14 protein-coding genes are annotated in these 12180 nt (G+C 57.1%); 9 read left to right on the top strand and 5 right to left on the bottom strand.

The annotated features are described in order from the left end of the window. Positions 1-126 precede the first annotated feature (126 nt). Positions 127-1542: a chromosomal replication initiator protein DnaA gene (gene dnaA, locus ACTJJW_RS10030; RefSeq protein WP_462644269.1), complete on the bottom strand. Its 1416-nt coding sequence runs from the start codon at positions 1540-1542 to the stop codon at positions 127-129. A gap of 287 nt (positions 1543-1829) precedes the next feature. Here dnaA and rpmH point away from each other — a divergent pair, with 287 nt between their 5' ends. The 8 genes from rpmH to ACTJJW_RS09990 all read left to right on the top strand — a co-directional run bounded on the left by rpmH (position 1830) and on the right by ACTJJW_RS09990 (position 6745). After that, positions 1830-1967, top strand: a complete 138-nt coding sequence (gene rpmH / locus ACTJJW_RS10025) for a 50S ribosomal protein L34 (protein ID WP_010204566.1) — start codon at positions 1830-1832, stop codon at positions 1965-1967. Positions 1968-1976: 9 nt separating this feature from the next. Next, complete coding sequence (gene rnpA, locus ACTJJW_RS10020) at positions 1977-2318, top strand: ribonuclease P protein component (RefSeq protein ID WP_462644265.1); 342 nt, start codon at positions 1977-1979, stop codon at positions 2316-2318. Then, positions 2315-2626 (top strand): membrane protein insertion efficiency factor YidD, encoded by a 312-nt coding sequence (gene yidD / locus ACTJJW_RS10015; RefSeq protein ID WP_462644263.1) that lies wholly within the window; start codon positions 2315-2317, stop codon positions 2624-2626. The genes rnpA and yidD overlap by 4 nt, the downstream gene beginning before the upstream one ends. A gap of 7 nt (positions 2627-2633) precedes the next feature. Next, positions 2634-3629 (top strand): membrane protein insertase YidC, encoded by a 996-nt coding sequence (gene yidC / locus ACTJJW_RS10010; RefSeq protein ID WP_462644261.1) that lies wholly within the window; start codon positions 2634-2636, stop codon positions 3627-3629. After that, positions 3626-4162, top strand: coding sequence for a Jag family protein (locus ACTJJW_RS10005; RefSeq protein ID WP_462644259.1), 537 nt, complete (start codon positions 3626-3628; stop codon positions 4160-4162). The genes yidC and ACTJJW_RS10005 overlap by 4 nt, the downstream gene beginning before the upstream one ends. Positions 4163-4176: 14 nt before the next feature. Further along, a complete protein-coding gene (rsmG, locus tag ACTJJW_RS10000) occupies positions 4177-4812 on the top strand; it encodes a 16S rRNA (guanine(527)-N(7))-methyltransferase RsmG (protein ID WP_462644257.1) in 636 nt (211 codons plus the stop codon). 65 nt (positions 4813-4877) lie between these two features. Next, on the top strand, positions 4878-5795 hold the full coding sequence (locus ACTJJW_RS09995; protein ID WP_462644255.1) for a ParA family protein: 918 nt from the start codon (positions 4878-4880) through the stop codon (positions 5793-5795). Then, complete coding sequence (locus ACTJJW_RS09990) at positions 5795-6745, top strand: ParB/RepB/Spo0J family partition protein (RefSeq protein WP_462644253.1); 951 nt, start codon at positions 5795-5797, stop codon at positions 6743-6745. Before ACTJJW_RS09995 ends, ACTJJW_RS09990 begins: the two co-directional genes overlap by 1 nt. Before the next feature lie 534 nt (positions 6746-7279). Here the strand turns inward: ACTJJW_RS09990 and ACTJJW_RS09985 are convergent. Together ACTJJW_RS09985 and ACTJJW_RS09980 are read right to left on the bottom strand one after the other, a co-directional pair. Beyond that, positions 7280-8233 (bottom strand): D-alanine--D-alanine ligase family protein, encoded by a 954-nt coding sequence (locus ACTJJW_RS09985; protein ID WP_462644251.1) that lies wholly within the window; start codon positions 8231-8233, stop codon positions 7280-7282. Between the two features lie 6 nt (positions 8234-8239). Continuing rightward, complete coding sequence (locus ACTJJW_RS09980; RefSeq protein WP_462644249.1) at positions 8240-9544, bottom strand: aminotransferase-like domain-containing protein; 1305 nt, start codon at positions 9542-9544, stop codon at positions 8240-8242. A gap of 237 nt (positions 9545-9781) precedes the next feature. Between ACTJJW_RS09980 and ACTJJW_RS09975 the strand changes: the two genes are divergently transcribed. Beyond that, positions 9782-10726, top strand: a complete 945-nt coding sequence (locus ACTJJW_RS09975; protein WP_462644247.1) for an oxidoreductase — start codon at positions 9782-9784, stop codon at positions 10724-10726. A gap of 33 nt (positions 10727-10759) precedes the next feature. On the opposite strand, the gene trxA is transcribed toward ACTJJW_RS09975, so the two are convergent. Then, positions 10760-11086 (bottom strand): thioredoxin, encoded by a 327-nt coding sequence (trxA, locus tag ACTJJW_RS09970; protein ID WP_462644245.1) that lies wholly within the window; start codon positions 11084-11086, stop codon positions 10760-10762. 41 nt (positions 11087-11127) lie between these two features. After that, positions 11128-12126 carry a thioredoxin-disulfide reductase gene (gene trxB, locus ACTJJW_RS09965; protein WP_462644244.1) on the bottom strand — a complete coding sequence of 333 codons (999 nt, stop codon included), beginning with the start codon at positions 12124-12126 and terminating at the stop codon, positions 11128-11130. Positions 12127-12180: the final 54 nt, after the last annotated feature.

Genomic DNA, 12180 nt, shown 5'->3' with positions numbered 1-12180 from the left:
ACCAGACAACGGGTCGAGTTGAGAGAGTTCGGCACACCTAAGGGTCACCGAGTATGACAACCTCGCTCTTGCCCAGTATTCATATGGTCAGATCAAGATCCCATCCACACGTTTTGGCCTATAACCCTAATTTTTGCCGAATCGGTGGTTCTGTTTGATGCGGCTGGTGAGTTCAGTGACCTGGTTATAGATGGAACGTCGCTCTTTCATGAGCTCAGTGATCTTTTTATTTGCGTACATGACCGTTGTGTGGTCACGATTGCCAAAGAGTTGTCCGATCTTGGGCAATGACAGGTTTGTCATCTCGCGACATAGATACATAGCAATCTGGCGCGCCGTTGCGACTGCTTGTGAGCGAGAAGAACCGTAGAGGTCGTCGACCGTGAGCTTGAAGTAGTCTGCGGTGTGATTGATGATGTCCACCGGTGCGATCACATTGTCTTCATCGAGCGTGATCAAATCCTTCAGCACTGTCTGAACCAAAGCCATGTCGACCTCGGTGCGGTTGAGACTGGCGAACGCAGTGACCCTAATGAGTGTTCCCTCGAGTTCTCGAATATTTGATGACACTTTTGATGCCATGAACTCGAGGATGTCGTTGCCGACCTGCATTTTCTCGCTCTGAGCTTTCTTGCGCAGAATGGCAATGCGAGTTTCAAGGTCAGGCGCCTGAACGTCTGTAATCAGCCCCCACTCAAAGCGTGACCGCATCCGGTCTTCAAATCCAGTGAGGTGTTTCGGGGGAAGGTCGCTCGTGATAACCACTTGCTTGTTGTGGTCGTGGAGTGTGTTGAAGGTATGGAAGAACGCTTCCTGCGTGGAATCTTTGCCCTGCAAAAACTGGATGTCGTCGATTAACAGAATGTCGATCTCTCGGTAGCGAGATTGAAAAACCGAAGCGCGGTTGTTGGCGATGGAGTTGATGAAGTCATTGGTGAATTCTTCGGAACTCACATAGCGAACGCGGATACCCGGGTACAGGCTTTCGGCGTAATGACCAATGGCGTGCAGGAGGTGAGTTTTACCGAGACCGGAGCCGCCATAGATAAAGAGTGGGTTGTATGCCTTGGCCGGCGCTTCTGCTACTGCTACTGCTGCAGCGTGAGCGAATCTGTTTGAGCCGCCAATAACGAAGTTGTCGAAGCTGTATTTGGGGTTGAGCCGTGAGTCGCTTCGTCGCGGAGCTGATTGTTCGATCGGTTTCTGTGGTGCCGGTTCAATGTAGGGCTGCTCAACGCGTGGGATCTCTTGAGAGAGGGCGTCTTGTTGAATGTCTGGGTTGACGACAGTGGCGAAGTTGTTGATGGCATGTTCGTCGCTGAGTGCGCCGATGGCGTCGAGAAGTGGTTGACGCAGTCGCTGTTCGAGCATTCCTCTTGTGAGCTCGTTGGGTACCTCGAGATAGAGGGTGCCTGCCATTACACCTTTGGGCTCAACCAGGCTGACGAATCCCTGAAGCTGTGGAGTGATGCGATCATCTCCATTGAGATGACTGAGAACCTCTTGCCACAATTCATTAGTCGGGTCGGGTTTTTCCGACATTCTTTCCCCATCCCTAGGTGCTATTTACTCACAGGCTTATCCACTGCTGAGCACAGCTATTCTCGTCGATTTGCTGGACTTTTCGCGCCGTTGTGCACTGACTCTCACCTTAGTTGTCCACAGCATGTCGTTACCAATAAGGATGTATTCTGTGTGGATAATGCGCTGTTGTGCAAAGTGTGGTTTGACCGCACCCGTTTAACGCCGTAGTTTTAATCAGTTGACTTCCGGCCCTTGGGCCTACCAATTCTTCCCGGCCGCCTGTGCTGGGCCTTGGAGATATAGCTATGAGCAAGAGAACTTTCCAGCCAAATAACCGTCGTCGTGCGAAGGTTCACGGTTTCCGTTTGCGTATGCGTACCCGTGCAGGCCGCGCTATCTTGGGCGCTCGTCGTCGCAAGGGACGCACCGAGCTCTCCGCGTAGTTTCGTCCGGTGCTGTCTAAGGCTAACCGCGTAACGCATCCGAGTGACTTTCGCTTGGCTGTTCGTCGCGGACGTCGTTACTCAGCACCGCACTGCGTTGTTCACTTTGTGAGCAACGAGCGATCAACCGGCGTACGTTTTGGATTTATTGTTTCCAAAACGGTAGGCAACGCAGTAGTGCGGAACAAGGTTCGCCGCAGACTTCGTGCGGCGGCTGCGCAGCTTCTTCCCAAGGTCCCTGGAAGTTTGGACATTGTGGTTCGTGCGCTGGCAGGTTCCGAGCAAGCTGAGTCGACTACGCTACAGGCTGAGATCGCAGAAGGGATTGACCGCATCGTGGTGAAGGCATGAAGTCTGTCGTTACGTTTGCGATGCTCCTTCCGCGAAACGTATGTGTAATTATTCTCCGCGTTTACCGTGCAGTTATCTCGCCTCTCTATGGTGACGTCTGCCGTTACTATCCGTCGTGTTCTCATTACACTCTTCAGGCCATTCAGCAGCACGGAGTTATTCGTGGTGTGTGGTTTGGTTCTCGACGCATTGTTCGCTGCCACCCGTGGGCAGAAGGCGGCATCGATGACATCCCTGCTCGCCGGCACGACCGCTACCAGATCACCAGGTTTGGCTTTGTTATAGCCGCAAGCCACGAAAGGGGCTAACCACCACATGGATCTTTTTGCTTTCTTTGGCACGCTGTTGTGGCCAATCAAGTGGGTGATCGAGGCAATTCTCGTTGCCTTCCACCAGCTTTTGACCTTCTTTGGGATGAGTCCGGATGCCGGTCTCACCTGGGTGCTGTCGATCGTTGGTCTCGTGCTGGTCGTGCGTGCTGCATTGATCCCGGTGTTCGTGCGCCAGATTAAGAGCCAGCGCCGCATGATGGAGGTCGCTCCTCAGCTCAAGAAGATTCAGGATAAATACAAGGGAAAGAAGGATCAGTTCTCTCGCGAAGCGATGTCTCGCGAGACGATGGCGATGTACAAGAACGCTGGTACCAACCCCTTCAGTTCTTGTCTTCCATTACTTCTGCAAATGCCGATCTTCTTCGGTCTTTTCTCCGTTCTGCGGAATGCCCAGTTGGAGGGCAATGCTGCTGGAGTCGGCCTACTGAACGCTGACCTGTCTGAATCCTTCGGAACATCCTCGCTCTTCGGTATTGCTCCCCTGCATCTCGCGATCAGCACCGCGGAGGGCAACGTTCCTGTCATTATCACTGCGGTGATCATGGTAATTCTGATGACCGGTTCGCAGTTCATCACTCAACTTCAGATCATGTCGAAGAATCAGTCGGCTGAGATGAAGGCAAGCCCGATGTACCGCCAGCAGCGGATTATGCTGTATATGCTCCCCTTGGTGTTTGCTTTCTCTGGCTTCACCTTCCCCCTCGGCGTAATGTTTTACTGGCTCGTCTCCAACTTCTGGACCATGGGTCAGCAGTTCCTGGTTATCCGCAACATGCCGACGCCAGGTAGCGAGGCTGCTCTTGCTCGTGAAGCTCGACTGGCGAAGCGCAATCAACGCAAGGGAATCATCGAAGAAACCCCCGAGTTCGACTCTGGAGCTGGCTCTGGAACCGTTGTTATTGAAGAGCCGAAGAACCCACAGCGGGATCAACCCATAGGCAAGAACCGTTCCAAGAAGAAGCAGGGAAAGAAGAAATGACGAACGTTTCTGACGCAGACATGGATACCGCAGCAGTTGAGGCAGTTCCTGTTGACGATCGTGAAGACCGCACGGCCGCCCAGTTGGAAGAAGAAGGCGACATCGCCGCAGACTACATCGAGGAGCTTCTTGATATCGCGGACCTCGATGGGGATCTCGAGATTGATGCTCGCGCTGGACGCGCGTATGTTTCTGTGACGTCGAGCGAAGAAACCAGCCTTCGCTTGTTGTCTCGTCCCGATACTGTTACTGCGCTTCAAGAGCTGACACGCATTGCGGTCCAGAACAAAACCGGCGCATTCTCCCGGCTCATCCTCGACGTTGGTGGATCACGTGAGGCGCGCGCTGCTGAGCTTTCCAAGCTCGTCGATACTGCGGTAGAGCGCCTTGACGCTGGTGCAGATTCGGCAGCACTCCCCCCGATGTCATCGTACGAGCGCAAGCTGGTCCACGATGTCGTGGCTGAACGTGGCTTCGTTTCTCAGTCAAGCGGCGAAGGCCGTGACCGCCACACAGTGATTTCCCGCGCGTAGTTTCACGTGAAACATTGACCAAGGAATTGGGGCTCGAGGACGAGCCTGAGATCGCGGCGGCGCTCTTCGGAGCTCGCATGGATCTTGCACGGCAGTACACTAAGAGCCTCGCGCTTCGTGGTGAAGAACTCGGGCTTATTGGTCCTCTTGAAGTACCCCGATTATGGACTCGCCATATTGTGAACTGTGCGCTGGTTGCTCCCCTGCTGCGTCCCGGACTTGTCGGTGACATTGGCAGCGGTGCCGGCCTTCCGGGTCTCGTTCTTGCTATTGCGCGGCCTGACGTTCAGTTCGTTCTTATTGAACCAATGGAGCGCCGGATTGATTGGCTCGTCGCAGAGTCTGATCGCCTTGGGCTCGACAATGTCACTGTGCACCGATCGCGGTCACAGGATGCTCCGTATGCCGAGGCGCTTACGCAGATCACAGCCCGTGCGGTTACTGCGCTTTCGAAGCTGATTCCTGCTACGGAACATCTGCTGGCGCCCGGCGGAGAAATGGTGTTCATGAAGGGAACGCGCATTGACGAGGAGATTGAAGCCGCGTCAAAGGTGATCCGGAAGGCCGGCCTGCGCGACGTGCAGTCGCTCGTGCTCGGTGAAGGAATTACCCCAGAGATCACAAGGGTCTTTCGGGCTAGAGTGGACTGATTCGGCCACACGCAAGGCCGCCACACCACTCCCCCTTTTCAGTAGCATCAGAGAGAAAGTTTCACGTGAAACATCCCGAAAGCGAAGTCAACGAACAGAGTAAGTCGTTCGATGAAACCACGCCGCTTGCGCGGGAGATCGCAGACCTTACTCGTCGCCGCCGAGCGGTGGCAGCGGCATCACTCCCTCTGCCCGAGCACCCTCGCGTTTTTACCGTCGCGAACCAAAAGGGTGGTGTCGGAAAGACGACCTCGACAGTGAACCTCGCGGCCGCATTGGCACGTACTGGTGCACGAGTTCTCGTCATCGACCTCGATCCTCAGGGAAACGCATCGACCGCCCTCGGTGTAGAGCACCGATCAGAAACGCCCAGTGTTTACGACGTTATGATCAACGATCTTCCGATGGCCGAGGTTGTTCAGAAGAGCCCCGAGTTTGCAGCACTGTACTGCGTACCAGCCACGATTCACCTTGCTGGTGCCGAGATCGAGCTCGTATCTCTCGTCGCTCGCGAGCAGCGCTTGCGTTCCGCGCTCGATCTGTTCCTTCAGGATTCTCCGGATGCGTACCACTACGTGTTCATCGACTGCCCGCCGTCGCTTGGCCTTCTCACAATCAACGCTTTCGTAGCTGCTCAAGAAGTTCTTATTCCGATTCAGTGCGAGTACTACGCGTTGGAGGGACTGAGCCAGCTGCTCAATAACATCAAGCTCATCGAACGTCACCTCAACCCGAAGCTTCGAGTGTCAACGATTCTGATGACTATGTATGACTCCCGCACGAATCTCGCGAACCAGGTAGTGGACGACGTGCGTGAGCACTTCCCCAACCAGGTGCTTACGACGTTGATTCCGCGTTCAGTGAGAATCTCTGAGGCGCCCAGCTACGGGCAAAGTGTTATTAGTTATGACCAGAACTCCCCCGGTTCGCTCTCCTACTTGGAAGCGGCGGCGGAGATCGCACACCGAGGAGCACCCCAATAATGGCAGCACCCAAACGCACCGGTCTTGGCCGGGGTATCGGCGCCCTTATCCCAGTATCCGAGGAGAACGAAGCTCGCCCTGTCGATGTGTTCTTCCCCGGCGGGGAGGTCTCGACCGACAAGCTTCGATCGGTTCCTGGTGCACGTCTCGCGAGCCTCTCCCCTATCGACATCGTTCCGAACGCTCGTCAACCCCGCTCCGAGTTTCGCGAGGAAGAACTATCTGAGCTGATCGTCTCGATTCGCGAAGTCGGCGTACTTCAACCCATCGTCGTTCGCCCACTCGCGGGTGCGACCGAAGGCGAACCGCAGTACGAGCTCATCATGGGCGAGCGTCGTCTTCGTGCCAGCAAGCACTTGGGTCTCGCAACGATACCCGCCGTAATCAAGAGTACTGCCGATGAAGACATGCTGCGCGATGCGTTGCTGGAGAACCTTCACCGTGCAAACCTCAACCCCCTCGAAGAAGCGTCCGCTTATCAACAGCTTCTTGCCGACTTTGGGATCACTCAAGAGCAGCTCGCCGAGCGTATTGGCCGCTCTCGCCCCCAAATCACCAACACTTTGCGTCTTTTACGCCTTCCAGAAAGCGTTCAGCGCCGTGTGGCCGCGGGAGTTCTGACCGCGGGGCACGCTCGAGCGCTCCTATCGCTTCCTGACGCCGAAGGAATGGAGCGTTTGGCCGACAAAATCGTTAAGGAAGAGCTTTCCGTCCGTGCAGCGGAGGCCGCAGCCGGTTCGCTGTCGACGAAACGTGCTCGAGTAAAGCCTTCGCGAGGGAGGAAGCAGGGCCCGCTGGATGAGATTGCGGAGCGTCTTGCCGATCGGCTCAACACTCGCGTCAAGGTAACCCTCGGTGCGAGCAAGGGCCAGGTCGTTATCGACTTCGCGACCGTCGGCGACTTGAACCGAATTCTCGAAGAACTCGGAGACACTGGCTTCAACCGCTAGTCTCACACCCGGCCGGCTCTCATCCTCACTGACGCAGAACTCTGCGACGTTGGGCTGTCGAATCCAAGGTTCTCGAACCCTGGGTGCTTGACTCGAAGGCAATCGAATCTAGGGTGCTCGAATCTAAGGAATGCGGTTCGATGGTGCCACTACTTCCTGTTCCCAGCCCGCGTTCGCGGCTCGAGATCGGTGACCCGTCGGCTCCGTGGCTTGTGGACTGCGGGCGGTGGTTGACTTGTTCACCGAATCTTAATCCAGCCATTCAGGTGCGGCTTTGCTCTGGACGCTAGATTAGGGGCTGTTCTTGCGCCTCAGCGCCTCTGTTTCACGTGAAACATCCCGTGAAGTTGCGCTTCAGGAGCTGCTGTGGGCGCAGAGGGAGACAGATCCGGAACCCGCAACGTGCGAAAGCACGAAATGTGAAACTACCGCGGGGGCCGTTGAGTCCCACGAGCAAGATCCCACGAACTGGATGGCGACGAAGGGTTGGCTCCTGAGGCCCCCACACTCCCCCTAATCTCAGCTTCTCAGCTGCTACGGTCCTTCGATCGCCGCTTCGGCGAGGGCCGCGTAGACCCAGCCGAGATCGTGTCCCGCCGCGACGAGAGCTTGGGGCAGAATCGAGGTTTCTGTGAGTCCGGGCAGCACATTGGCTTCGAGGAACCAAGGTGTTCCTGCGCCATCCACGATCATATCCACGCGGGAAAGATGACGTAGCCCGAGCGCAGAATGTGCGGCGAGGGCGGCCTCTGCGGCGCGATCTGCGTCTTTCGCTGAAATGCGAGCGGGGGTGTAAAAGTCGGTCTGACCAGCATTATAACGAGCCTCGAAAGTGTAAGCACCTTCGATGGGAACAATTTCTACCGCAGGTAAGGCGACCGGGCCCATACCGCTGTCGAGCACGCCAATCGCAACCTCAACACCCGTGATGCGCTGCTCTACGAGTGCGACGTCGCAATAGTTGTATGCGTTGACCATCGCGCTCGGTAGCTCGGAACGATCGGAGACGATAGAGACGCCCTGAGCCGATCCGCCCTGAGCCGGCTTTACAACCAAGTCCCCCGATAACTCGTCGGCAAGCTCATCCAGAATGCTGTGAGCACCCAATTCGCGGAACGAATCGCGAGAAAGCGCGATCGACAACGGCGTGCGAACGCCGACACGCGAAACGAGAGCTTTTGCGGTGGGTTTATCCCAGGCGAGGCGGGCTGCATCAGCACGCGATCCGACATAGGGGATGCCGATCAGGTCGAGCAGGCCGCGCAAAGCACCATCTTCACCGCTGGCACCGTGAAGTGCAGGCCACACAACATCTGGCTTGCTCTCGCGGAGGTACGGAAGCAGGCTGGCGTCCGGATCACGCAGCTCAACATCTTTGCCCTGAGCAAGGAGTCCATCGGCAACACGGCGCCCCGAGCGGAGCGAAACGTCGCGCTCATGCGAGATGCCGCCGGCGAGAACAAGTACGCGGGTGGGTGAAGCGTTCATGGTGTCCTAGCTGAGGTTGGCCGGAGGGTTGATCATCGATGGCGCGGGCGGCGCAACCGTGAGCGGTGCTGTCTGCGAGAACGTATTGAGCAGTTCAATCTCGCCGTTGATGACAGTGGAGAGACGACGGATGCCCTCGCGGATGAAATCGGGGGTCGGATAGCAGAACGACAGCCGCATGTTGTTGCGTCCGTTTCCATCGGCGAAGAATGCGGTTCCCGGCGTGTAGGCCACGAGCTCTTTGACGGCGCGGGGCAGCATCGACTTGGAATCGAGATTGTCAGGCAGCGTCACCCAGATGTAGAAACCGCCGTTGGGCATGGTCCACTCTAGGTCGGGGAGGTAGTCATCGAGTGCGTCAAGCATTGCGTCGCGACGCTCACGGTAGACGCCGCGGAACGTGTCGATTTGGCCCTTCCAGTCGGCAACGCTCATATATTCGCTAATGATGTTCTGAGTAAATGAGCTGGGAGAAAGAACAGCAGCCTCATTAGCCAAGATGAGTTTTTCTCTGATGGCGTGAGGGGCGAGCACCCATCCGACTCGGAAACCTGGCGCGAGAGTTTTGGAGAACGTGCCGAGGTAGATCACACCATCCTCTTCGACAGAGCGCATGGCGTGTGGTGGAGGACCATCGAAGTACAACAACCCGTAGGGGTTGTCTTCTAGAACCAAAATGCCGTGCTCGCGAGCAATCTCCAGCACCTCGAGGCGCCGCTGCCAACTGAGCGTCACTCCCGCAGGATTGCTGAAGGTGGGAACGGTGTACAAAAACTTGATCGTCTTGCCCGCAGCACGAACCGAGGCGATGTGAGCACGGAGGGAGTCGGGAACCAGCCCAAAATCATCCATTTCCACATGGGTGATCTCAGCTTGGAACGACTTGAAGACGACCATCGCGGTGACATAGCTAGGGCCCTCGGCGATGACAACATCGCCGGGGTTGATGAACAGCTTCGTTACGAGCTCAAGTGCGTGCTGCGAGCCAGTCGTGACGACAACGTCATCCACGCTCGCTCGGATGCCTTCGAGAGCCATCACGTCAAGAATCTGCTCTCGAAGTGCCGGCAAGCCCTGCCCCGAGCCGTACTGGAGCGCCGCAGGGCCACGCTCGCGCATCACACGATCGATTGACTCGGTGATCAGATCTTGGGGCAGCGCAGAGACATACGGCATGCCGCCAGCCAACGAGACAACCTCGGGGCGAGAGGCCACGGCAAACAACGCTCGCACTTCGGACGCCGCAAGCCCGGAGGCGCGGTCCGCATAGTGGTGGAACCACTGGTCGAGGTTGTTTGGCTGTGTTGTCATGGGCAGTCCCGTTCGGTTGACTTTAAACAATAGGCGTTCGTCGGTTGTCACCTGAAACTGAGCGATGATTACCCTGAGGAGACGAACAAACGATCAGCACCTCCGCTCCGAACCTCTTCTGTCAGTGCGTGCAGCGAAAGTCATGCTCAGCTACGTGAGTGCCTGTACACATTGGCTCCAAATCACCCCTGATTTAGCCCTCAGGCCCACCACTCCAACACGAAATTGAGGACGATAGTGAACGCTCGCAGCGAATGGACCGAATCTGACATCGGAGACCTCACGGGCACGGTTGCGATTGTCACGGGGGCAAACTCTGGTCTTGGCTTCGAGACCGCCCGCGCCCTACTGAAGGCCGGCGCCCACGTGGTGATGACGACCAGGAGCGCCGACAAGGCTGCTGCGGCGCAAAACGCCCTTGTCGAGCAACTCGGAGACGTATCGATCGAAACGATGCTTCTCGATCTCGCCGATCTTGAGTCGATTCGACGATTCAGCGAAGAGTTTCACGGGAAACATTCACGCCTCGACCTGCTCATCAATAACGCCGGAATCATGATGACGGATGCCCAACTGACGATCGACGGGTTCGAATCGCAACTCGGCACCAACCACCTCGGGCATTTTGCCCTCACCGGTCGTCTTCTTGACATCATCACAGCTACCCCGGGCGCACGCGTTGTGAGCCTGTCGAGCTTGGCCCACCGCTGGGGATTCATGGAGTTCGGTAACCTGATGTTCCAGAACGGCTCATACACTCCGCGGGCCGCCTACGGCCGCTCTAAGCTCGCCAATCTGTTGTTCACCTACGAACTGCAACGCCGGTTCGATTCTGCGGATGTCGACGCGATTTCGGTCGCCGCACATCCGGGAACCGCGGGTACAGGCCTCGCTGACCACATGTTCGACCGCTGGTACCTGCGCCCTCTGAAAGCGCTCGTATTTCTGGGCATCCAGACTCCGCGGCAGGGCGCTCGTCCCTCGCTGCGAGCAGCAACCGACCTCAACGCGACGGGCGGTGACTACTTCGGCCCGTCTGGCCGCAAGGAGCACCGTGGCGCCCCTGTGCTGGTCGAATCGAACCCCGCATCGCGCTCTGAAGTCGATGCGGCCAAATTGTGGACCGAATCCGAGCGACTCACGGGCGTTAACTACGAAAGCCTCCGCACACCCACCAAGTAGTGGATGCCGGAGGCTTTCGCCAGCGAAGTGGCTTTAGGCCAGGAACTCAGCGAGGTCTGCTTCGATCGCAGGCTTCGGCTTTGCACCGATAACGGTCTTCACAACCTCGCCACCGCGGAATACCTTCATCGCGGGGATCGAGGTGATCTGGTACTTCATCGCCATCTGCGGGTTGTCGTCCACATTGAGCTTGACGATCTTGATCTTGTCGGAGTGCTCGGCAGCAATCTGATCGAGGATGGGGGAGACCGCGCGACACGGGCCACACCACTCAGCCCAGAAGTCCACCATGATGGTGTCGTTCGAGTTAATGACGAGTTCTTCGAAGTTGGCGTCGGTTACTTCTGTTGCTGAAGACACTATGTGTTCCTTTGTTCGGTGGGGTGTAAGTGTGAAAGGGACTAAGCCGGAGTGGGTACGGCGGCAGCTTCCGGAACTTCGAGCTCCGTGGGCTGAACGGCGCTCGCGACGAGTTCGCGAGGGAGCGATGCGAGGTAGTGTTCCGCATCGAGAGCGGCAACGGTGCCGGAGCCGGCGGCCGTGACTGCTTGGCGGTAGGTGGGATCGATGACATCGCCGGCAGCAAAGACGCCGGTGATGTTGGTGCGTGAGGAACGACCATCCACTTCCACGGTTCCGTCGGCGTTGATGTCGAGCTGATCGTGCACCAAGTGGGTTCGAGGGTCAGCGCCGATCGCAATGAACACACCACTGAGGTCAAGGTGCGACTCAGTGCCGTCGACAGTGTCAACCAGGTCAATGCCGTCAACGAGCTCGGAACCACTAATGCCGGTTACAGCCTTGTTCCAGAGGAATTCGATCTTCGGATCGCTGAATGCACGCTCCTGCATTGCCTTGGAGGCACGCAGCTCACCCTTGCGGTGAATGACATAAACCTTGTCTGCGAACTTCGTGAGGAAGGTTGCTTCTTCCATAGCCGAGTCGCCGCCACCGATGACCGCGATCGTCTTCTTGCGGAAGAAGAAACCGTCGCAGGTTGCGCACCAAGAGACCCCATAGCCGCTCAGGCGCTCCTCATCGGGAAGACCAAGCTTGCGGTAGGCAGAACCAGTGGCAAACACGACTGCAAGTGCCTCGTGAACCTCGCCGTTGCCGAGAGTGACCTTCTTGACCTGGCCCTCAAGTTGCAGGTCGGTGACGTCGTCGAGAACGATTTCAGCACCGAAACGCTCAGCCTGCTTCTGCATTTCGATCATGAGGTCTGGGCCCTGAATACCGTTAGCGAAACCGGGGTAGTTCTCGACCTCGGTGGTTTTCACGAGCTCGCCACCCGCTTCGACGGAGCTAGCGATCACCAGCGGCGCAAGGTTTGCGCGCGCCGCATAGATCGCAGCGGTGTAGCCAGCCGGGCCGGATCCGATGATGATGAGTTGGCGCACTTTTGGGCCTCCTTGGGATTGTAATTACCCGGTTCAACACATCCTAGCTACGGA

Source organism: Rhodoglobus galactosidasius, from assembly GCF_054957775.1.
Note: the sequence above shows the minus strand (reverse complement) of the source record. Positions and strands in the feature narration are given on the sequence as shown.